General features: G+C 58.3%; 17 protein-coding genes. 7 read left to right on the forward strand and 10 right to left on the reverse strand.

Features of this window, described 5'->3' with window-relative positions:
* Positions 1-47: 47 nt before the first annotated feature.
* Complete coding sequence (locus ACID345_RS02005) at positions 48-3,821, reverse strand: TonB-dependent receptor (RefSeq protein ID WP_011521202.1); 3,774 nt, start codon at positions 3,819-3,821, stop codon at positions 48-50.
* A gap of 163 nt (positions 3,822-3,984) precedes the next feature.
* The gene (locus ACID345_RS02010; protein ID WP_011521203.1) at positions 3,985-5,454 is read right to left on the reverse strand and encodes an ArnT family glycosyltransferase; all 1,470 of its coding nucleotides are present in this window, start codon (positions 5,452-5,454) and stop codon (positions 3,985-3,987) included.
* Between the two features lie 134 nt (positions 5,455-5,588).
* Between ACID345_RS02010 and ACID345_RS02015 the strand changes: the two genes are divergently transcribed.
* The 5 genes from ACID345_RS02015 to ACID345_RS02035 all read left to right on the forward strand — a co-directional run bounded on the left by ACID345_RS02015 (position 5,589) and on the right by ACID345_RS02035 (position 12,355).
* Positions 5,589-9,053 carry a glycosyltransferase gene (locus ACID345_RS02015; protein WP_011521204.1) on the forward strand — a complete coding sequence of 1,155 codons (3,465 nt, stop codon included), beginning with the start codon at positions 5,589-5,591 and terminating at the stop codon, positions 9,051-9,053.
* 33 nt (positions 9,054-9,086) lie between these two features.
* Complete coding sequence (locus tag ACID345_RS02020) at positions 9,087-9,527, forward strand: response regulator (RefSeq protein WP_228370722.1); 441 nt, start codon at positions 9,087-9,089, stop codon at positions 9,525-9,527.
* 6 nt (positions 9,528-9,533) lie between these two features.
* Positions 9,534-9,923, forward strand: coding sequence for a response regulator (locus ACID345_RS02025; RefSeq protein WP_049761617.1), 390 nt, complete (start codon positions 9,534-9,536; stop codon positions 9,921-9,923).
* Between the two features lie 309 nt (positions 9,924-10,232).
* Entirely contained in the window at positions 10,233-11,828 is a 1,596-nt protein-coding gene (pruA, locus tag ACID345_RS02030) for an L-glutamate gamma-semialdehyde dehydrogenase (RefSeq protein WP_011521207.1), read from the forward strand.
* A gap of 161 nt (positions 11,829-11,989) precedes the next feature.
* A complete protein-coding gene (locus tag ACID345_RS02035; RefSeq protein ID WP_011521208.1) occupies positions 11,990-12,355 on the forward strand; it encodes a response regulator in 366 nt (121 codons plus the stop codon).
* Positions 12,356-12,379: 24 nt separating this feature from the next.
* On the opposite strand, the gene ACID345_RS02040 is transcribed toward ACID345_RS02035, so the two are convergent.
* Entirely contained in the window at positions 12,380-12,721 is a 342-nt protein-coding gene (locus ACID345_RS02040; protein WP_011521209.1) for a potassium channel family protein, read from the reverse strand.
* Positions 12,722-12,948: 227 nt separating this feature from the next.
* Between ACID345_RS02040 and ACID345_RS02045 the strand changes: the two genes are divergently transcribed.
* Both ACID345_RS02045 and ACID345_RS02050 read left to right on the forward strand, forming a co-directional pair.
* On the forward strand, positions 12,949-14,358 hold the full coding sequence (locus ACID345_RS02045; protein ID WP_041855350.1) for a DUF3300 domain-containing protein: 1,410 nt from the start codon (positions 12,949-12,951) through the stop codon (positions 14,356-14,358).
* 39 nt (positions 14,359-14,397) lie between these two features.
* Positions 14,398-15,414, forward strand: a complete 1,017-nt coding sequence (locus ACID345_RS02050; protein ID WP_011521211.1) for a DUF2950 domain-containing protein — start codon at positions 14,398-14,400, stop codon at positions 15,412-15,414.
* Positions 15,415-15,471: 57 nt separating this feature from the next.
* On the opposite strand, the gene ACID345_RS02055 is transcribed toward ACID345_RS02050, so the two are convergent.
* The 7 genes from ACID345_RS02055 to ACID345_RS02085 all read right to left on the reverse strand — a co-directional run bounded on the left by ACID345_RS02055 (position 15,472) and on the right by ACID345_RS02085 (position 20,927).
* Positions 15,472-16,128 carry a response regulator transcription factor gene (locus ACID345_RS02055; protein ID WP_011521212.1) on the reverse strand — a complete coding sequence of 219 codons (657 nt, stop codon included), beginning with the start codon at positions 16,126-16,128 and terminating at the stop codon, positions 15,472-15,474.
* A 12-nt stretch (positions 16,129-16,140) separates the two neighbouring features.
* Positions 16,141-16,452 (reverse strand): PilZ domain-containing protein, encoded by a 312-nt coding sequence (locus tag ACID345_RS02060; protein WP_011521213.1) that lies wholly within the window; start codon positions 16,450-16,452, stop codon positions 16,141-16,143.
* Positions 16,453-16,619: 167 nt separating this feature from the next.
* Positions 16,620-16,853, reverse strand: coding sequence for a hypothetical protein (locus ACID345_RS02065; protein WP_041855352.1), 234 nt, complete (start codon positions 16,851-16,853; stop codon positions 16,620-16,622).
* Positions 16,850-17,275: a phage holin family protein gene (locus tag ACID345_RS25030; RefSeq protein ID WP_011521214.1), complete on the reverse strand. Its 426-nt coding sequence runs from the start codon at positions 17,273-17,275 to the stop codon at positions 16,850-16,852. Before ACID345_RS25030 ends, ACID345_RS02065 begins: the two co-directional genes overlap by 4 nt.
* Positions 17,268-17,834 carry a hypothetical protein gene (locus tag ACID345_RS02075; protein WP_011521215.1) on the reverse strand — a complete coding sequence of 189 codons (567 nt, stop codon included), beginning with the start codon at positions 17,832-17,834 and terminating at the stop codon, positions 17,268-17,270. The genes ACID345_RS25030 and ACID345_RS02075 overlap by 8 nt, the downstream gene beginning before the upstream one ends.
* A gap of 94 nt (positions 17,835-17,928) precedes the next feature.
* On the reverse strand, positions 17,929-18,792 hold the full coding sequence (locus ACID345_RS02080; protein WP_011521216.1) for an alpha/beta hydrolase: 864 nt from the start codon (positions 18,790-18,792) through the stop codon (positions 17,929-17,931).
* A complete protein-coding gene (locus ACID345_RS02085) occupies positions 18,789-20,927 on the reverse strand; it encodes a S9 family peptidase (RefSeq protein ID WP_011521217.1) in 2,139 nt (712 codons plus the stop codon). Before ACID345_RS02085 ends, ACID345_RS02080 begins: the two co-directional genes overlap by 4 nt.
* Positions 20,928-20,968 lie beyond the last annotated feature (41 nt).

Consider the following 20,968-nt stretch of genomic DNA (forward strand, 5'->3'; position numbering starts at 1 on the left):
GAAGAAGGGGCGGGATTACCCCGCCCCTTTAGCTTGCCCTGCTGGGTCTAGAACTCGTACCGGAGAGCGAATTGCATGCGGCGGTACTGAGTCATGGTGTTGGTGTATTGACCGAATTGGGTGGAATTGCCGATCGAGCCGTTATTGAAGGCCATGGTGAGGGCGTCGAAGCGCACGGAATTAGTGACGTTAAAGACATCCCACTGGAACCTGATTAACTGGCTTTCGGTGATTTTCCAGGCTTTGGCGAGGGACGTATCCATGTTGAAGAAGCCGGGTCCGATGAGGTTGTTACGTTGGCCGGACTCTCCTGGATAGGCGTAGCGGAAAGCATTGATGGCGGTCGACGGGTCGGCGAAGACATTGGGTTGACCATTGATCATGTAGGTCCCGGTCTTCGGCTTCGGTCCGACCAAGATGGAATCGCCTCCGAGCTCCCAGTTGGTGGCCCAATTCGCGCCGTTGTTGACGCTGAATGGATAACCACTGGAGACACGCAGAATCCCGCTTAACGACCAGCCTCCAAGAATGGCGTCAGCGAAACGGCCCGAATCAGTTCCCCAACGTTGTCCATGTCCAAAAGGCAGGTTATAGACCCAATTGGTATTCAGTTGATGGGTGGCGTTGAAGTCGGAAAGCGCGTGCAGGGCACGGGGATCCCAGCTATTGATGATCTGTCCGCCGGGACCGCTCACCCAGGAAATGCGCTCGGCGTCGGAACCCATGTCGAGGGATTTCGAGAAAGTGTAGTTGACATCGAACTGAAGGTTGGAACTGCCATGGTGGCGAAGGGAGAGTTCCAGCCCGTGGTAGCTGCTAACGCCGATACTGCGCCACGCGTACAGCGATGAGAACTGGGAATCGTAGAAGTGGTACGGACCGTACTTTCCGTTGATGGTCGAGCAGGCGGGGAAGCAATCGCCTGGGTTCTGAAGCCCGGGGTAATCCAGATACTGAAGGGCAGTGGTTGCGTTGGTTGGAACGCAGGCAAACAGGTCGTAGACGGTCTGCGTAGCTGAGTAGTTGGCACCCGTGTCGGAACCATTCGAACAGCCGTAGATTTTTCCAGCTCCGGCAGCGTTGGGGAAGATGTTCTGCCAGAACGGAATGTTCGGGACTGTACTGATGTCGGCGCCGGCATTGGCGTACTTCACAAGCATGGTAGCGGCAGTGAAGTAGTCCATTCCGGACTTGGGATCCACGATATCGAGAGGTGTCGCGAGATCATCCTGCTGCAGCAGGCGATGTCCGAAACGCCCGACGTAGGAGGCTTCGACAACATAATTCTTCGCAAATTCGCGGGTGATGGAGAAATCCACCACGTGCGAATACGGCGTTTTGAGGTGATCGTCGAGGCCCCAAGTGATGGCGAAATTGTCGGGGTAGGTGATGGGCCAACCATTCGCCGGGGGAGGAGCGAGGATGGAGCCCGGCAGTCCGACGATGTTGTTCATGCGCTCGGCAGAGCCGGGATCAATGATGCCAGCCGGGTTGGTGATGGTGGTGGTGAGACCAAACGAGCCGTACTGATCGAAGGTGTTGATGATGCCTTCGCCGAAGTGATCGTAGTACATGCCGTAGCCACCGCGGATCGAACTCTTACCATCGCTTCCAAAGAGCCAATGCATGGGACCATGCTCGAACTTGGGAGAGTAGGCGAATGCGAGACGCGGCGCAAAGTCTTTGTAATCCCACGCCCAGTACGGTTTACCACCGTTTCCCTTGCCGGACAGGTCGAAGGTCATGGAGGGCTGGTTGGTGTTGCCTTGAAGCATGCTCTGCCAGCGCTGCTGGTACCAGTCGCCGACGTTGATGGTGGGTTGCACTTGCAGCCCGTTGGATTCGAAGGGGGGCTGCAGCAAGCTGTAGCGAACGCCGCCAGTGATGGTGAGGTTCGGTTTTATGCGCCACGAATCCTGGATGTAGAATTCGCCCTCGTTGTCGCGATAGTGGCGTGAGATATATGCGCCTTGGTCGAGGGTATTTCCGGTGCGGTCGCGGTTATACGTCGTGTCAACCTCGGTGATGAGGCCGGCGAGTGCTCCCATCGGGTAGTCGTAATTGTTGGTCCACCCGGAATCGACGGCCGGAAAGCCGTAAGCGGCAGGATCAAAGGCTTGGCCGGTGTTGGCGATGCCTGCATTCACGAGCCACGAGGGATTCGAACTGGCGCCGGAGAAGGAGTTGCTATTGTTGTGATGGTAAACGTCGATTCGCCGGTAGTTTCCACCAAACTGGATGGTGTGGTTGCCATGGATCCAGGAAACATCGTCCATGATGTTCTGGACGGGCACGTTCACTGACGCAGACCGGGAGAAAGACTGAAGGGTGTCAATCCCGCGCAGCGTGAAGAAGGACTGATCGCTGAGACCGGAAGTTGAACCACCCTGTCGAATATAGCCGTAGCGCAAATTGTTGACCCAGTTTGCTCCGAACGCGGCGGTATACCCTGCAGCAATGCCCTTGTTGTTGTCGCGAGTCTTGGAACTAGCAGGCTGGCCGGGGAACTGTTCCACGCCGAAGGAAGTGTCGTCCTGGAGGTTGCCGCGAACGAAGAGGCGATGGTTACCGTTGGCGGTGAGGTTGTAGTCCAGTTTCAGGATCGAAGTATTCTGATTCAACGGCTGCGGAGAGCTAAAAACGTAGCCACTGTAGTTTAGTCCGTCGCCGATGACGGTCGTGTTCGGGGCTGGGTACTGCTGGAGATAGGCCATGACGGTCGGGTCGGGACCGATACCCTGTGGATCCATGTAGGCGATCTGGGTGGGATCGAGCCGCTGAACACAGCCATCTCCACAGACGTACGAGATGTACCCGTGGGCCAAGTCTTTGGTCGGAACGGTACGAAGGACGGACACGTCCTCACGTTGTCGCAAGCCTTCGTAGTTAAAGAAGAAGAACAACCGATCTTTGATGATTGGTCCGCCGACGGATCCGCCGAAGTTGTTACGAAGATACTTCTGTGGGGTGTTCGGTTCGCCGCTCGAAATTTCAGCCGCCTTGGTGAACCATTCGTTCGCAACGCCCACCGTGGGCCTGTGGTACTCGTAAAGCGAGCCGTGGTATTTGTTGCTGCCGCTCTTGGTAACGAGTTGGACCTGCGCGCCTGAGGAGCGGCCCTGGTCAGCATTGGAGTTGGTGGTGGTAACGCGGAATTCTTCGAGAGAATCGGGCGTGCTGCGGAGAGCACCGTTGAAGGCGAAGCCGTTGGTCTGGTCGTTGTTGTCGAGACCGTCGAGAGTGACGTTGGACTGATCACTACGTGCACCCTGGGTCGCGCCGTTACGGCTGTCGAATGTCTGGTCGATTTGATTATTGTTGCCGACATACACCACGCCAGCCTGGAGGCTGAGGAGTTCGGTCGGGTCGCGCGCGTCAAGGGGCAGCGACTTGATCTGGATATTGCCAAAGGCGTTACCCAAGCTGGCATCTTGGGTATTCACGAGCGGAGCTTCACCGGAGACATCCACGGTGGTAGATTCCGCACCGACGGTCATCGAGATATTGGCCGTCGCCGGGGTGCCGATGAGCAACTGAAGGGTCTGGGTTGTGGTGTTGAAGCCCTTCATTTTGACCGTAAGTGTGTAGGTAGCGGGCGGGACCTGGACGAACTGGTATTCACCCTGACCGTTCGTGTCCATGTTGCGGGTGAAGTCTGTTTTGGCGTCGTGCAGGGTAACGTTCGCACCGGATATGACGCCGCCGTTCTGGTCAACGACGGTACCTCGAACAGCGGTGGTGGAAGTTTGTGCGTGCAGGCAGAGGGTTGAGAGCACGAAGGAGAAAAGGAGGAACGTCACCCGAATCCGCGAAATCCGCATGTGAACTCCTACAGTCTTTCTTTTACTTTTTCTGAGAGGTGAACCCGTTTGGTGGCAGAGCGAAGCAATCAAGGTGCCGAATTACGAAACTCTGAAATCAAACGGTTTAAACCGCAACCCAATCCGGAATGTCCGAAACGATACGCAAAACAAAAGGGACTGTCTACAGTTTTTGGGACGAACGCCGGGACGGAAGCCGCGAAATAGTGATTGCTGCTAGAGCAATTAAAAGCGGATAGCACTCAAGTGTGTACCGCGGTTCGGGGTTCTCGAGGGTGCCGAGGAAAGCGGTGCGGATGAGGAGGAAGGCGAGCACGGCAAGAAGGTAGCGCGGGCGCGGGCGGAGGAAGCAGGCGACGACGGCGAGTGCGACGAAGATGAGGTTGATGAGGCCGAGCCCTGCGGCTTTGAAGGAGTTCCAGAAATCGTCGGTGTAGTCCTGCCACCAGCGGCTGTCGAGGGGGAGAGTTTCAGTGCGCGGGCGCAACCACATATCGGTAATGCGCAGGAGCGGCAATTGCACGTAATAGCGGAAGGGATGGCGCGCGACGCGTTCGCGGGCAAGTTGTTCGAATTGTTCGTCGAGTTCGGGCCAGATGGCGGTTCGGGTTTGGTACTGCTCGAAGAGATCGCGGGTGCGCGCTTCTTCTTCGGGAGTATCGTAGGCGCGACGCGGAAGGAGTTCGACATCGGACGCGGAGCCGGGCATTTGCCAATAGATGTCTTCGACGGAGACGTATTCGGCCATCCAGGTTCGAACCCAGTGGTTGAAGCCGAGCGGAGTGAACTCATCGAGATCGCTGGCGTAGCGTGGCGCAAGGGGTTGAAAGTGTTGGAAGGTGCGCCAGTTGCGGATCGTCCAGGGGATGAGCGGTGCGAGAGCGATGGTGGCGACTAGAACGCCGGCCGCGAAAGTTTGCTTGCGCTGGGGGTAGCGGATCAGGCGGACGAAGAGGAAAAGGAGCGTGGATGCGAGGAGGATGCCGCCGTCGGGGCGGAGTTGGATGGCGGCGGCGATGGAGAGGCCGCAGAAAAACCAGGGCCAGAAGCGTCTGGTAGGGGATAGGGGTCCTTCGACTGCGCGCATTGCGTGCGCTTCGCTCAGGATGACAGAGCTAGTTTTACTCGTTGCTCCAACTGGTTGAGGCGAGTCGAGGGCGATGTAGAGGAACCAGAAGGCGCAGGCGATGGCGAAGATGCTCAGGGTCTCGGGCATCGGGCTGGCGACGTAGTTGGCGGTGAAGGGGCATAGGCAGGCGAGGATGAATGCGATCTTGCCGGCGCGCTCGGACATCATGCGGCGGGCGAGGTCGGCGACGACGAAGCAGGAGGCGATGTCCACGAACATCTGGACAAGCATGACGGCGGTGTAGTGTTCGCGGCCGAAGAGGGCGAAGCAGACGGCGAGGAAACTGGGGTAGCCGGGCAGGCGGATCCAGGTGGGGTTGGGCGGTCCGACTAACTGGGTAAAGCCGTAGATGCCGTGATCGATCCAGTTCTTGGCTATGTCGCCATAGATGTAGGTGTCGCCGGTGACGTGCGGGAACTTGAAGATGAAGACGAGGCGGAAGGCGAACGCGACGAGCGCGCCGATGAGGAATAAGCCTTTGGAATCGCGGATGAATCGAATCACTCTTGAAATGATACCTGTTCGTGGGATACGGGCAGAGAGTTGATCGGTGAGAGTTTGGGTTTGCACTGATATGGAAACACGCGGGGCGGACGTTTGACGTGTGTTTTTGCTGACCTCGATAATGAAAGATTCAAATGCCAGGTCCTGTTTTCTACGATCCAGAGCGTAAGCGGTGGCGCCGGTTGCGGATGGCGCTCGACATCACGGGCGTGCTCGCGACGCTGCTGATCGTGTTTTTCATTGTGAGTATTGTGCGGAACACCAATGTTCCATCGCTCGGCTTGACCGAAGCGAAAAAGCCCTACCACGCGCTCAAGGAAAATCAAAAGCGGAAGTATTTTCGGAAGGCGAGTACGCACCGCAAGACGAAGCAGGCGCCGTCGCAGGTGCAACTGAACACGACGGAAGGAATCCGCGCGGCGTTTTATGTGGATTGGGATGCGGCGAGTTTTTCTTCGCTGAAGCAGTACTATCCGCAGATTGACTTGCTGTTTCCCGAATTTCTCCATGTGCTGACGGAGGATGGGCATATCCAGGGCGTGACGGCGGAGAACAAGTTGTTCGATGTGATGGATGCGAGCGGCAAGGTGCGTCCGGTGGACGACAAGTTGATGCCGTATCTGAAGGCGGAAAAAGCGGAGACGGAAGTGTTTCCGCTGGTGAACAACTTCGATCCTATCGCGAATGAGTGGAAGAGCGACATCGGCGATTTCCTGGACGATCCGGCATCACGCGCGAACTTCCGAAAACAGATCGACGCCTTCCTGGGGAGCGATCGATACCGCGGACTGACGCTGGACTTCGAAGAAATTCCAGTGGACTCCATGCCGGGGTTCGAGGCGCTGGTGAGTGAGATTTATCAGGACATGCACGCCAGCGGGAAGAAGTTGTATATCAGCGTGCCGGCGAAGAACACGGACTTCAACTACGAGGCGGTGGCAAAGAATTCCGACGGCCTGATCCTGATGAATTACGACGAACACTATCCTGGCGGGCCGGCGGGGGCGGTCGCGTCGCAGGATTGGTTTGTCGAGAACCTGAAGTTTGCGGTGAAACATGTGCCGCGCGAGAAGATCATCTGCGCGATCAGCAACTACGGGTATGAGTGGACGACGATCGGCAACGCGAAGCTGCCGCAGACGGCGCACACGGTGAGCACGCAAGAGGCATGGACGACGGCGGAGGAGTCGGATGCGGATGTTGAACTGGATGGCGACGCGCTGAATCCGCACATTACGTTCATGGAAGGCGAGAACGCGCGCCACGATGTGTGGTTCACCGATGGAGTGACGGCGCTGAACCAGATGCGCGCGGCGCAGCAATTGGGGATCGATACGTTTGCGTTGTGGCGCCTGGGGTCGGAAGACAGGTCGTTATGGAATGTGTGGGACCGTCCGGGGGAGCAGGGTGCGCCGGACAAGTTAAAGGATGTGCCTCCGGGACAAGACGTGGACATGGAGGACGCCGGAGAGATTCTGCAGATAGAGGAGAGGCCGGCGCCGGGGCAGAGGACGATCAAAGTTGATGCTGAGACGGGACTGATCAGCGAGGAAGACTTCACGAAGATTCCGTCGCCGTACCGGATTGCACGCTATGGCAGCAGCGATAAGAAGATCGCGATCACGTTTGACGATGGGCCGGACCCGACTTGGACGCCGAAGATCATGGAAGTGCTGGATAAGTATGGGGTGAAGGGGACTTTCTTCCTGATAGGGGTGCAGGCGGAGAAATATCCGGGGGTGATGAAGAAGCTGTACGACGATGGGCACGAGATTGGGAACCATACGTTTACGCATCCGGATATTTCGAGCGTTTCGCGTTCGTACTTCAAGACAGTTGAGCTGAACCTGACGGAACGATTATTTGCTGCGAAGTTGGGCGTGAAGCCGGTTCTGTTCCGTCCGCCGTACTCGATTGACCAGGAGCCTGATACCGCTGACCAGGTAGGGCCGCTGGAACTGGCGCAGGACATGGGGTACATCACCGTTGGCGACAAGATTGATACCAACGACTGGCGCGATGACCCAAGGAAGACCGCGCCGGAGATGTTCACCGAGGTGATGAACAATCTGCCGCCATGCAAGCCGACGAACTTCCTGACGTGCGGAAATGTGATCCTGATGCACGATGGCGGTGGCGATCGCAGCGAGACAGTGAAGGCGCTGAACTTGATCATCCCGGCAATGCAGGCGCGTGGATACAAGATTGTTCCGGTGTCGGAACTGCTGGGAAAGACGCGGGCGGAGGTGATGCCGCCTATCAGCAAGAACGAGCGCTGGGCGGCAATGGTGGCGAGCCTGAGCTTCATTCTGTTCGGCGCCGTCAGCCAGTTCATCATTGCAGTGTTCTTCGTGGGCGACGTATTGATGACCGGGCGGTTGGTGTTTATCGGCACGCTGGCGATTTATGACCGCATCCGCGGGCCGAGGTTGACAGCAGACCCGGATTATCGGCCGGCGGTGGCGGTGCTGATTCCCGCATACAACGAAGAGAAGGTGATCGAGCGCACCGTGCGCAGCGTTCTGGATTCGGATTACCCGAAGCTGCGGGCGATCGTGATCGACGATGGCTCAAAAGATGCGACGGTGGAGGTTGTGGAGCAACTGTTCGCGGCGGAGATTGCGAGCGGGAAAGTCACGCTGCTGACGAAGCCGAACTCGGGCAAAGCGGCGGCGCTAAATTATGGTCTGGAGTTCGTGACGGAGGAGATATTCGTCGGGATTGATGCGGACACGATCATTGCGCCGGATGCGATTGGATTGCTGGTGCCGCACTTCCAGAACCCGAAGATTGCGGCCATTGCCGGCAATGCGAAGGTCGGGAACCGCGTGAATTGGTGGACGCGGTGGCAGGCGCTGGAGTACATCACGAGCCAGAATTTCGAACGGCGTGCGCTCGATGTATTCGGCGCGGTGAGCGTGGTGCCGGGCGCGATTGGCGCCTGGCGGACGGAGGCGGTGCTGGCGGCGGGGAAGTATCACCACGACACAGTAGCGGAAGATGCCGACCTCACGATGGCGCTGCTGCAAGATGGATACCGGGTGGAGTACGAAGATCTGGCTCTGGCATACACCGAGGCGCCTTCGACGGCGAATGGGCTGATGCGACAGAGGTTCCGGTGGTCGTTCGGAATTATGCAGTCGGTGTATAAGCACCGCTCGGCGTTCAAACAAGGTGGGGCGCTGGGATGGTTTGCGCTGCCGAACGTGGTGATCTTCCAGATACTGCTGCCGCTGGTGTCACCCTTCATTGACCTGATGTTCCTCTTTGGCGCCGGATCGTACGCGTGGAACCGGTATATGCATCCGGAATCCACGGACCCGAGCAGCTTCCACAAGCTGGTGTTGTACTTTGCGCTGTTCCTGGTGATTGATTTTGTGGCGTCAACCATAGCGTTCACGCTGGAGAGGCGGCAGCCGGGCGGGCAGAAAGATTTTTGGCTGTTGGCGCACGTGTGGCTGCAGCGGTTCGCGTACCGGCAGCTGTTTTCGATCGTGCTGATCAAGACCTTGAAGCGGGCGATTGAAGGCGGAGAGTTCGCCTGGGACAAACTGGAGCGCATGGCGTCGGTAAAACCTGTAGGAGTTCACACGAAGTAGGTATAGGCGACGACGAAGGTCGTATGGCCTGACGTGTCGGGTCAGGAGATAACTGTTGGTAACGTTTGCCCTGGAGCAGTTATCTCAAAAATGTCGAAGCAACCGAAGATTTTGTTTGTGGAAGATTCCATCTTCTTTCGGAAAGCGGTAACGCAGACGCTGACCAATGAAGGTTTTGAAGTTCAAACGGCGGCGACTGGCGAAGAGGCACTGCAACGGGCGCAGAACGAAACGCCGGACATGATTCTCCTGGACATGATGTTGCCGCGACTGGACGGCATGATGGTCTTGCGCATTCTGCGCAGCGGAGAGAAGACGCGAAACATTCCCGTTATTGTCCTTTCTGGAAACGCCATGGAACGCGACCGGGCAACGGCGCAGAAACTTGGCATTTCGCACTATTTCCGCAAGGATGCTTCACCGATTACTGAATTAGTGACCACGATGCGGGCGATGCTCGGAGTTGTGGCGTAGGCTTTTATGAAACATTCGATTTTGATGGTGGACGACAATCCGGGGGTAACTGCCCCGATGTCAGAGTTCTTCGAGCAGGCCGGGTTTGCGGTACGGATTGCGCGGACCGCGGCAGAAGCAAAAGAAGAAGTCGGGCACAAGCATTTTTCGCTGGTGATTACTGACCTACGGATGGAAAGCGGCCGTGACGAGGACGGACTCGGCTTGATACGGCATATCCGCCAGCACAACCCGGGACTGCCGGTGTTTGTCCTGACGGCTTCGGGAGCGCCTGAGACGGAGAGTGAAGGGTGGCGGCTGAACGTGGATAAGTTTTTAGGGAAGCCGATTTCGATGCCGAAACTGTTGACGACAGTGAAGGAATTTGTGGGCCAGTTTTATGGGGCAGTGCAATAGACGTTTGCGGTCGGCCTTGCCCCGGCGGCTGAGGCCGCCTTTTTCTTTTGGGGGGGGGCAGGGGTTAAAGCCCGCGATGATTTGCGGCGTTTCGGCACGATTGAAGTCGTGCCCTGATACGAGTCTCGTATCGATCGAGTCTTCGTAGCAGTCGGGGCTCGTATCGATCCGTTTTCCTCCATGTAAATCCCTCAGCCAAAGCGGTTGAAGCCGGTAGCTACCTCGGGGCATCTCTTATCAGGGTGTAAAATTAAGAGTTTGCGCGGCAGCGCGGGGAAGAAACTGTGAGCTGCCGGGAGGACTGCAATCATGGCTACTACTCTTACGAGCCGCGTGGAAGTGCGCGTTCCTACGAAGTTTTCCAATGAGCCGCTAACCGATTTTTCGCGCGAGGACAATGCGCGGAAGATGCGCTCTGCGATCGAGAAGGTGCGCGGCGAATTGGGCCGCGAGTATGACCTGATCATCGGCGGCAAGCGCATAAAGCTTGCGAAGAAGCTGCAATCGGTCAATCCGTCGAACCCGACGGAAGTGGTCGGCGTATTTCAAGAGGCGGGCGCGGCAGAGGTTGAGCCGGCGATGCAAGCTGCACTGAAGGCATTCGAGACATGGAGCCGGACCTCGTGGGAAGAGCGCGCGAATTTGCTGTTCCGCGTGGCGAACATGCTGCAGGAGCGGAAGTTCGAGTTTTCGGCGTGGATGGTATTCGAAGTCGGAAAGAATTGGGTAGAAGCCGATGCCGATGTCGCGGAGACGATTGACTTCGCGTACTTCTATGCGCTGGAAGCGCTGCGGCTCTCGCAGGCGAAGACGCCGATCCAACTGCCTGGCGAAGTCAACACTCTGAAATACATTCCACTTGGTGTGGGGGCGGTGATCCCCCCGTGGAACTTCCCGTGCGCGATCATGGCGGGCATGACGATGGCGTCGATCGTATGCGGCAACACGGTGGTGCTGAAGCCATCGAGCGATTCGCCGGCGATTGCGGCGAAGTTCATGGAGTTGCTGGAAGAGGCGGGCCTGCCGGATGGCGTGGTGAACTTCTGCACCGGTGGCGGACGCAGCTTTGGCGGCAACGTGGTGAACCATCCGAAGACGCGGTATATCGCGTTTACCGGTTCGAAAGAAGTGGGACTCGACATTCACGAGCACGCGGCGAAGACGCAGCCGGGTCAGGTCTGGATCAAGCGCACCATTTTGGAGATGGGCGGTAAGGATTCCATCGTGGTGGATGCCGACGCCGATTTCGATGCGGCGGTGGAGGGCGTAGCGCAGGCGGCATTCGGATTCAGTGGCCAGAAGTGCTCGGCTTGCTCACGGGCGATTGTGGACGAGCGAATCTACGACCGGTTCATCGGCGCGCTGCGAGAACGAGTGGCGAAGATCACGGTTGGTGACACGACGAAAAACCCCGGAATGGGCCCGGTGATCAACGAAAGCTCGATGAAGAAGATCCTCGGTTATGTCGAGAAGGCGCAGCAGGAAGGCGGCCGGTTGATCCTGGGCGGCGTTCGTGATGAAGAAGCGGGGCCGGGCTATTTCATCAAGCCGACGATCATTGCCGATGTGGCGCCGAATGCGACGATTTCGCAGGAAGAAATCTTTGGGCCGGTGCTGGCGGTGATGAAGTGTCGCGACTTTGAAGAGGGCGTGAAGATCGCTAACAACACCGAGTTCGGCCTGACCGGAGCGGTATACACCGGTACGCAGGACAAGCTGGACTATGCGGCGCAGGAGTACTTTGCGGGCAATCTCTACCTGAACCGGAAATGCACGGGCGCGATGGTGGGCGCGCATCCGTTCGGAGGCTTCAATATGTCGGGTACCGATTCCAAGGCGGGCGGGCCCGATTATCTGCTGCTGTTTACGCAGGCCAAGTCCATTGCTGAGAAGGTGATCCGCTAGTTACGAGTGGGTGGTAGTAGTGAGGGAGGCTGCGGCCTCCCTTTGCTTTTTCCAGTGCTGGAATTGACAACTCTGCATAACTACAGAAGAATAGGGCGCATATTGTTGCTGGCCGGTGTAGCCACTCCGGCGGCGAATTGCCCACCTGCTCAAAGGAAGCCATGGCGAGAATTCTGTGCATCGACGATGAGCCGCACGTAGTCACGCTGAAGTGCGCCATCCTGGAAGCTGCGGGACACACGGTTACGCCCTCGAGCTCGGCGCACGACGCGATCGAGAAGTTGAAGACGAACGAGTATGACGCCGTGGTCACCGACTGGCGACTTGGTGATGCGAATGGGCGCGCCATCGTGCAGGCGGCGAAGTCGCACTCGAGTGTGCCGGTAGTCGTGGTGAGCGGTTATGTAGCCGAGGCTTTCCAAGCGGCTGAGCCATTGGCTGATCTTTATCTCGAGAAGCCGGTCAATCCGGAAGAACTGGTCACGATCGTGAACGAACTGCTGAAGACCAGCGAACGCTCGGCATAGGTTCGGAAATATACCTTTTCAATTCTAGTGCAGTTTCCCTGCGGCATCGTGGGCAGCGAGCGCGAGCGTTATCGCGTGCACTCCGACGGCAATCAGAATTCCCGTACAACTCATTCCCAGTAGCGCGATGAAGAGCGCCAGCATTTTGGTGCCCCTTTTCGATGGATGCAAGTCGCCGTACCCGACGGTTGTGGCAGTGACAAAGGACCAGTAAAAACTGTCGAAGCGGGACCAGCCTTCTCGTCTGCCGACGACCTGGCCGCATAAAGCGATCACCAACCCAAATGCGATGAGCACGGGCAAGGTGAGCCAAATCCCAAGTCCGAACTGCTTGAAGAACGTGAGCGTGATGCCAGAGAGGAACATGGGGAGTCAGCGGCAATTGTGTGAGCCGTGTCACAGATTTCCAACTGGCAATTCTGACGGTGAGATGACGGCCGCGTAGCCAAGACTGCAAAAATTGACAGCAGACACTCCGATTGCCGGTAGTTAGATTGCAGAAGTTCGAACTCGCTTCTCACGCCGATAAAAAGCCGCAAAGCGAATGCTCGTGGTGGGTGTCTGGTTTGAGTTGCTCAAGCGAGAGAGTGCCTATGGAAAAACTTCGACAATCCTTATTCCGTTCTCTGATGGCGATCTTGTGTGCGATCGCACTCCTGCCGGGAGAGGCTCTGGCGGCACCACTGCCGCAACAGGCTCCTGCCCCGGCGTCGTCGGCTTCTTCTCCGACAACTTCGAAGATCTCGGCAGACCAGATGGAGTCCCTGCTGGCGCCGGTTGCTCTCTATCCGGATCCGCTGCTGGCGCAGGTGTTGGCGGCCTCTACGTATCCGCTGGAGATCATGCAGTTGCAGCAGTGGCTGGGGCGGAACACGGGACTGAAGGACAAAGCGCTGGCGGATGCGGTAGCGAAAGAGCCCTGGGACCCGAGCGTGCAGGCGCTGGCTGCTCTCCCAGATGTGGTGAAGCGGCTCGCGGACGACGTTCAGTGGACGACCGACCTCGGGAATGCGTTTTTGTCGCAGCAACAGGACGTAATGGACGCGGTGCAGCGCTTGCGCAAGAAGGCGCAAGACAAGGGCACGCTGAAAAGCACTGAGCAGCAGAAGGTCGAGACGAAGGTCATCGAGACCAAGACCGTGGTGGTGATCGAACAGGCGAACCCGCAAGTGGTTTACGTACCGACGTATGACCCGATGGTGGTGTGGGGACCGTTGTATTACCCGTATCCGCCGATCTGGTATCCGCCGTACGGATATTACGGTGCGGGGCTGGCGATCTCGTTTGGTGTGGGCATCGCGATGGGCGCATTCTGGGCCGGCGGTTGGGGCTGGGGATGCGGCTGGGGTGGTGGCGACATCAATATCAACCGGAACAATAATTTCAATCGCAACTCGAACATTGGTGGTGGAAACCGGGTGAACAATGGCTTGCCCGGTCGAGGCGACGGAAACCGCGGGAATGGTGGGAATCGTGGCAACGGTGGGCGCGTCAATAACGATCTGCCGGGTGGACGTGGCGGCACCGGTGGCGACCGCTGGTCGCACAATCCGCAGCATCGCGGCGGCACTCCATATAAGGACCGCGGAACTGCAGACCGGTTTGGTGGCACCACGCGTGGTGATTCGCTAGCAAAGAGGCAGTCAGGTGCACGGCAGACGATCGGGCGCCAGGGCGGCCAGTTGCCGAGCAATCGAGCCGGGGCTGGTGGTAATCGCGGTGGAGCAGGTGCAGGCAATCGCGCGGGTGCCGGTCCTGGTGCGGGCAATCGGGGCGGCGCGGGAGCGAGCAATCGTGTGTCGAGCGGCGGCGGTGCAGATCGCATCGGGAGCCGCGATGTATCGCGCAGTGGTGGCGGAAATCGAGACGCACTGGGCGGCGGCAACAGGAGTTATAGCGGATCAAGTGCACGATCGAGCAGCAGTCGCGGATCTTCGAGTATGGGATCACGCGGTGGCGGCGGCGGATCGAGAGGAGGCGGCGGCGGTGGACGGCGTAGGTAAGGCGTCGTGGATCGCAGCTCGTATATGGGAGGAACAAGGATGAATGCGAAATTGAAAACACTTTCCCGTAGCCTCTGGTTCGGAGTCGCTGTTTGTGCGCTGAGCACGATGGGGATGGCACAGGAAAAACCGGCAGCAACCGCAACCCCTGCGGCTGCGGACAAGACAACCGCGGCGAAGGCGACAGCGCCGACTGCGGCAACACTGGGAGCGAAGGCTTTCGATACCCCGCAAGAGGCAGCTGAAGCTCTTGTGGCCGCGGCGAAGAACTTCGAAGTGGGCAAGCTGGTAGAGATCTTCGGGCCCGGAGGTGAGGACATCGTATTCAGCGGCGAGTTCGCACAAGACCGGAAGCACGCGACGGACTTCGCTAAGGAGGCCGAGGAGAAGAAGAGCGTGTCAGTGGATCCGAAAAACGGCAACCGGGCATTTTTGCTGGTCGGCAACGAAGAGTGGCCGACGCCGGTACCGATCGTAAAGCGCGGCACGAAGTGGTACTTCGATGCGAATGCGGGACGGCAGGAGTTGCTGTATCGGCGTATTGGCGCGAACGAGCTGGATGCGATCCAGATCTGCCACGGATTTGTCGAAGCGCAGTACGAGTATGCGGAGAAGCCACGCGAGGGCTACGAAGTGAACCAGTATGCGCAGCGGATCATCGCGACGCCGGGGAAGCAAGACGGGCTGGCATGGCAGAAAACGGATGGAACCTGGGAAGGACCCGTCGGGGAGAAGATCGCCAAGGCTCTGGAAGAGGGATATACATCGAAGGCCGAGCCATACCATGGGTACTTCTTCAAAATCCTGAAGGGACAAGGGCCCGCGGCGCCGATGGGCCAGCTAGATTATGTGATCAAAGGCGCGATGATTGGCGGCTTTGCGATGGTGGCTACACCGGCGATTTATGGAGCGACCGGAGTTAAGAGCTTCATCGTCAGCCAGGATGGCGTGGTGTACGAAAAGGACCTCGGTCCGGAGAGCCTGACGAAATTCCAGGGGATGGATTTGTTTAATCCGGATAATTCGTGGACGCCGGTGGCGGAAGACGAAGACTGATTCATCGAGGCAAGAAAAATGGCCCGCTTCGGCGGGCCGATTTTTTTGTAAGTCCGACTACTGAAGCATGCGGCCTTCGGTGGTGGCAGCAGCGGCTTCCGCAAGAATGTGGTGGTGGATCGTGAAGAGCGCCAGTTCGAGACGATCGGAGACCCCGATCTTGTCGTAAACGTTGCGCAGGTAGTTCTTGATGACCTGCTCGGTGGTGCCGAGCTGGACGGCGATTTCCTTGTTCTTGTAGCCCTGCACGATGAGCGCCACGATGCGGAGCTCTTTGGGTGTAAGGCGATCGCGAACACGCGCGCCGACAAAGTCGTCGCTCTCGGGAGTTGCGGCGGCAGGCTTGGTTTCCTGGGTGAAGCGGTCACCACGCGCGACGCGGCGGACGCAGTCCACGAGCATGTCGCCACTGACGTTGCGGTAGACGACGCCGCGAACGCCGCCATTCAGGTACCTGGCGGAATTCTCGCCGTTCTCGGCGATGACGATGAGCCCGGTCTTGCAGCGGGTAGCGGCCTGCACGAGCGCACTGAGGTCGGGCACGAAGCTGGCGGAGAAGATGAGGACCGAGGCGCGGAACTTATCAATGGCCATCATCATCTGTTCCAGGGTGCCGGCCTGCGCAACGACGCGTAGGTCATCTTCCACCGCGAGCACTTTAGCGATGCCCGCTCGAAAGATCGCTTGATTATCAGCCAGAAGGATCTTCAGCATTTTCCCGTCCGCTTACCGAATGAACTCGTACTTGTCGATGACGCAGGCAACTCCGCTGTTGGTGGCGCCGTCTTTCGGTCCCTCGGTTCGGACGACGCGCCCATGGCAGTGAATCCGGACATCTTTTTCCGCGCCGATAACAGAGGCCGGCATGGTGATGTCGAACTCGACTTGGGAGCCGACCTCGAGGGACTGATCGAGCGACAGGAAAACTCCCGCCGCGCTCAGGTTATCGGTTTGTCCTTCATGGGTCTGCGCACCCTCGCCGCTGATCTTGATGGGCAGATGCACGTCAAACCGTTTTCCAGTTCGTACCTCGGACACGGAACCCTCCTCCGGGTCGCGAAACCTAAGGAATATGGCGGAAATAAATGCCGCTGATGGGGGTTTATATCACGGACGGCGTGATTCTGAAAGATTCGGGCTGTTGCAGAGCCTGACACGTGCCGTGTAAGGCTCTGCACAATGGGAAAGTGAGTGGAGTGCCTTAGCTAATCGAAGAACATCCCGGCGAGGCTGTACCCGAAGACCAAAGCGACAAGACTAGCGGCGCCAGCGGCGGGCCAGAAGTGCTGGCGCGCCTGACGGCGGACGTCCAGTCGCTCGCGAACGGTTTCTTCGGCGTTGGTTTTCAATTGTCTGAGGTCATCAACAGAACGGTGCAATTGCGCACGCTCGGCTGATGCGCGTTTTTCGAGATCTTCCAATGGAATTCCGTGGTTCATGCGATTCGCCTCGCTTCGGTTTCGAGAAGGATGCCATCTTCGCGAAGGACGCGAATCGTCTTCTCGGGGGTGAGATTGTTTTTCCGTAACGCCTTCATGCCGGTCATCGCGAGGATCCCGCCGATGAGCGCGTAGAGCACCATGACAGCCCCGAATGCGATGGGGTAAGCCCACGGATTTCCGGGGATGGCGGCGGCGATCAGGGTGACGATGGCGGCGGTGAAAAGGAACCATGCGGTCAAGAGGAAGATGCTGGCCATGACCAACATTGGTAGAGATGCCTTGATCGAGACGGCTTTCTGTTTGATCTCTTCGACAAAGAGCTGGGCGCGAGTCAGGACGGCACGATGAACCTCGTTCTTGAAGTCGTTGAGGACATCGGCGATCGATTTGCCGTTTCGGGTGTGGATCTCGTTAATCATGGTCGCTTCTCCAGACGCGGAAGGCAAAGCCGATGACGAAGGCCGCACCAGCGAACGCTGCGATGAGTTCGAGCGGATGGTCCTGCTTGAGGACGGCAGCTCGATTGCGCGCCATGATCAGTCGTTGCCGGGCGTTCTGTCGCAGTTCGAGCCATTGCCGCTCGGCGATACCAGCGAGTTGCTCGGAGGTGCCTTGGACGACATCGCCGAATTCGGCGGCTTTAGCGCGCGCCGTGATGTTGAGATCATGAGCTTGGCTCTCGACTTTGTCCTTAATGGCAGAAGCTTTGTCGGAGATCTGCTCGGTGATTTGGTTACTAGTTTCGACGAGATTTCCCTTTACCAAGGTGAGGCCGTTGCGCACGCGGCCGACAGTGGTGCCGAGCGCGCCGCCGATGGATTCCGCGGCGCGGTTGAGGCGCGGATTGCCTGCCTCAGGAAGACTGCGGTCGGCAGGGAAGCCAGCCAGCAATTCGTCCACACTGCGATCGTCGAATATGGGCTTCGAGGCCGCGCGTGCTGCGGGTATTCCCGATTGATTGCGAAGTGGATCAGCCATCAAAATTCCTCGGACCTTAGCGTTCTATGGTCTGAGGGGTTGGATGTGCGTTTCTCGCGCGGCGTTTGAACGGGCTAGGGCGAAACAGCAGAACTTAGCGGGAGGAGAGTTGCTGGGCAGGGACACGGCTGACGAAGCGCTTCACGGCTTCGATGTACTTGGCGCCACCGACGACGGCAGGATTGTCGTGGCCGGCGCCCGGTATGAGCAGCAACTCGCTATTGGGCGGAGCGGAACGATAGAGCTGCTCGGACATTGCGTAAGGAATGGTCGTGTCTCCGGTGCCGGCGATCACGAGCATCGGCATGTGGATAGCCGCGATTTTGTGGATGGAGTCGAAGCGCTGGTGGACCAGCAAACGAACCGGGAAGAAGCGATAAAGAGGATCGAGAGCAGCGCGATCGGCAACGGAGGTGAAGGTGCTTTCGGCGATGAGACCGGCCGCATCTCCATGGCGCTTGGCCATTTCGAAGGCGACACCACCTCCTAGCGAATGGCCATAGAAGACGATGTGGTTGGGCGAGACTTTCTTTTGCGTGACCGCGTAGTTGTAAGCTGCTTCGGCGTCAGCGTAGATGCGTTTTTCGCTGGGGAATGGGCCAGCGCTGCGGCCGTAGCCGCGATAGTCAAAGAGGAGAACGTTGCAGCAGGTGCGCGCGAGGCGTGAGGCCTGCTCGGCGTTTGAGCCGACGTTGCCGTAGTTGCCGTGGAAGTAGATGAGCGTGGGGGCTGCCGGATCTTGCGAGGGCAGCCACCACGCGTAGAGTTTGGAGTTGTCGGCGCCGGGGATCCAGACTTGCTCGTACTGGGCGTTGTAGTCCTCGGGGGTGCTCTCGATTACGGGCTGCGGGAAGTACAGCATGTGCGACTGCGCGAAGACGAGCACAAGGCAGAGCACCGCATACACGATCAGCAGGATGCGTGCGATCTTCCAGAGCAGTTGCGCGGGTTTGCTCATTTAGCGGGTGCGTATTTCTCCAACCACTTTATCTCTTCGCGGACTTTGATTTTCCCATGCCATGGGTTCTTGCCAAGACCATGGCCTTCGCCGGGGAAAATCAGGAGCGCATTGGGGATGCCGAGGGTCTTAAGAGCGTGTTCGAGAAGATAGTCTTCGAGCACGGCGACGCGGATGTCGTCACCGCCGGCAACCATGTGGGTGGGAGTTTTGATTTTGTTGGCCTGATAGAGCGCGGCTTCGTCGGTGTACATCTTGGTGGCTTCCCAGGGAGCGCCGCCGAGGTACCAGGAGTCATCGAGGGTAGTGTCGTCGTTGCCCCAGTTGGCGGCGTGTTCGACGGCGCCGGCGCCGGTGACGGCTGCCTTAAAGCGCGTGGTCTGGGTGATGAGCCAGTTGGTCATGTAGCCGCCGTAGCTGTAGCCGCCGATGGCGAGCTGGTTGGGATCGGCGATGCCAGCTTTAACGAGAGCGTCTACGCCTTCAAGGATGTCTTTGCCGGGCTTGGAGACGAGATGCGGGGCGATCTGCTGTTCGAATTCATCCCCGTAGCCAGTGGACCCGCGGTAATTTGGTCGGAAGACGAGCCAGCCCTCGGAGGCGGCGAGGAGTGCCCAGTCGTACCAGTCGGCACCGAAGTGGTCGCCGTCGGCGTCAATCGGACCACCGTGGATAAAGGTGAACATGCGCAGGTTCTTCTCACCGAACTTGCCGGGAGGATAGATGAGCATGCCTTCGACGGTAACGCCGTCATCGGCTTTCCACTGGAAGGGCTTGGCTTCCGGCAGAGCGCGTTCGGTGAAGAGCTTGTTGAAGCTGGTGATGGGCTTGGCGTCGGCGAGCTGGTCGAGGCTGTCGGCGAGATAGATTTCCGTCGGCTTATTTACGCGAGAGTAGATGAAAGCCACGCGTGGGGAACTTGCGATTGCCGAAACGTTCGCGTACGTGCCGGGCCAGGAGCTGATCTTCTTTACTTCTCCCTTTGCCCCCGTTGCGGTGTAGAGCTGGGTCTCGGTGCCAGACATTCCCGCGGTGAGGAGCGTGTCAGGCTTCAGCGGAGCATATTCAGAGACGTGGCCTTTGTAGGTTGCGGCCCAGCGCTCGATCTGAGCGGTGGTGGCGTCGATCCAGTAGATGCGATTCTGGGTGTCGGCGTATTTCGTGGATTCAACGGAGCCTTCGGAATTCTGGAAGAAGAGATGGTGATTGTCGGCGGCCCAGCGGATTTCGAACTCGATGCCGCTGTTATTGGTGAGCCGCTTGGCTTGTTCAGGAACGGTGCCGGCGATTTCGGCGGCGTAGATCTCGAAGTCGGCAGCGCTCTCTTCTCGCTCCGAGATGGAGCCGGTGAGGAAGGCGAGACGAGCGTTGTCCGACGAGACAGCAAGCTGGCGAACCCTGAAGGGAGTGCTGGTGATCAGGGCCGATCCGGGAGTTTCGGCAGTCTCGGGCTTGTCTTCCTTGTCGGAGTCTTTCTTCTTTTTCTCTTTGGGTTCCGAGGTCAGAGAGAAGTGGCGTGCCATGACATCGGCGAGCGCGATACGGGCGATTACGTCGCCACGTTCAGAAGCGCGGTACTGGACGGTGTCCTTCCAAGCTTCTTTATATGCGTCCTTTTTCTCTTTGCTCCACGGGGTGCGAGTGGCGAAGTAGATGCCCTTCGAGTCGGGTGCCCAGGCGAAGGCGTGGATTTCTTCCTCTCCGCGCGTGACGGCGAAGGCTTCGCCGCCGGTGGCAGAAATCACATAGACGTGCGAGACGCCCTTCGATTTGTCCTTGGAGTCGTCATCGTCGTCTTTGGTGCTGTCGCTGTCGGTGGCGCGATCGCTGAGGAAGGCGATCCACTGACCGTCAGGCGACCATTGGGGGCTGCTGTCGTGACCGGTCCGCGTGAGCGGGATGAGAGAACCGCCATTTGTGCGGTAGAGCCAGAGATCTTCGCGGAAGCGGTCATTGTCCCAATCGGCGCGCTCGGTGGCGAAGACTACAGCATTGCCGTCGGGAGCGATATGGACGTCGCGGTAGTAAACGGCGTTGAAGAACTCATCGAGCGTGAGCTTGGGTTTCTGCTGCGCGAAGAGTGAGGACCCGATGCTGAGAAACAGCAGAATTAAAACGTTAGAAAGTTTACGCATCCGGCTTTCGTCCGATCTGGGATTTGGTTGGCCATTATAAA

It is taken from the genome of Candidatus Koribacter versatilis Ellin345, assembly GCF_000014005.1.
In the GTDB taxonomy this organism is placed as follows: Bacteria; Acidobacteriota; Terriglobia; order Terriglobales; family Acidobacteriaceae; genus Korobacter; species Korobacter versatilis_A.